The organism is Corallococcus sp. CA053C (assembly GCF_003611675.1).
In the GTDB taxonomy this organism is placed as follows: domain Bacteria; phylum Myxococcota; class Myxococcia; order Myxococcales; family Myxococcaceae; genus Corallococcus.
In genome coordinates this window covers 1-384 of the sequence record NZ_RAWA01000930.1, presented here as the reverse complement: position 1 = coordinate 384, position 384 = coordinate 1, and the positions used below count along the sequence as shown (strand labels likewise).

Below are 384 nucleotides of genomic sequence, written 5' to 3'. Positions count from 1 at the left end.
GACCAGATCTGGACTATTGCCACCGACAGCGTGCCGGCGCTCGTCGAGCAGCTCGGCGGCAGACCGAGTTAGCAACTGGCACACCACGGGTCGTGATCCACGACGCTCACGAATCCGGATCGGCGCGCCGTTCGCCGATTGGCGACGAATCTCGCGTATTCGGGTCAGTGGCAGGGCGACGCGACGCCCTCGAGTGATGTCGATCTCCTCGTCGACCTGGAGCCGGGAAGGGACGTGGTGGATCTCGGTGGACTGGTCATGGACCTGTCCGAGCTCCTCGGCGTCGAGGTCGATGTCCTGACCGAGGCAGGGCTCAACCCTCGTGTTCGCGACCGGTTCTTAGCCGAAGCCGTCCTCGAATCTCCGGCGCCCGCCCCGCGACGA

Annotated in this window: 1 protein-coding gene; it reads left to right on the top strand. The window is 65.9% G+C overall.

What is annotated here, in order from left to right; all coding sequences use genetic code 11:
• Positions 1–138 precede the first annotated feature (138 nt).
• On the top strand, positions 139–384 hold a 246-nt coding region (locus D7V97_RS43935; protein ID WP_199729312.1), incomplete at its 3' end, for a nucleotidyltransferase family protein.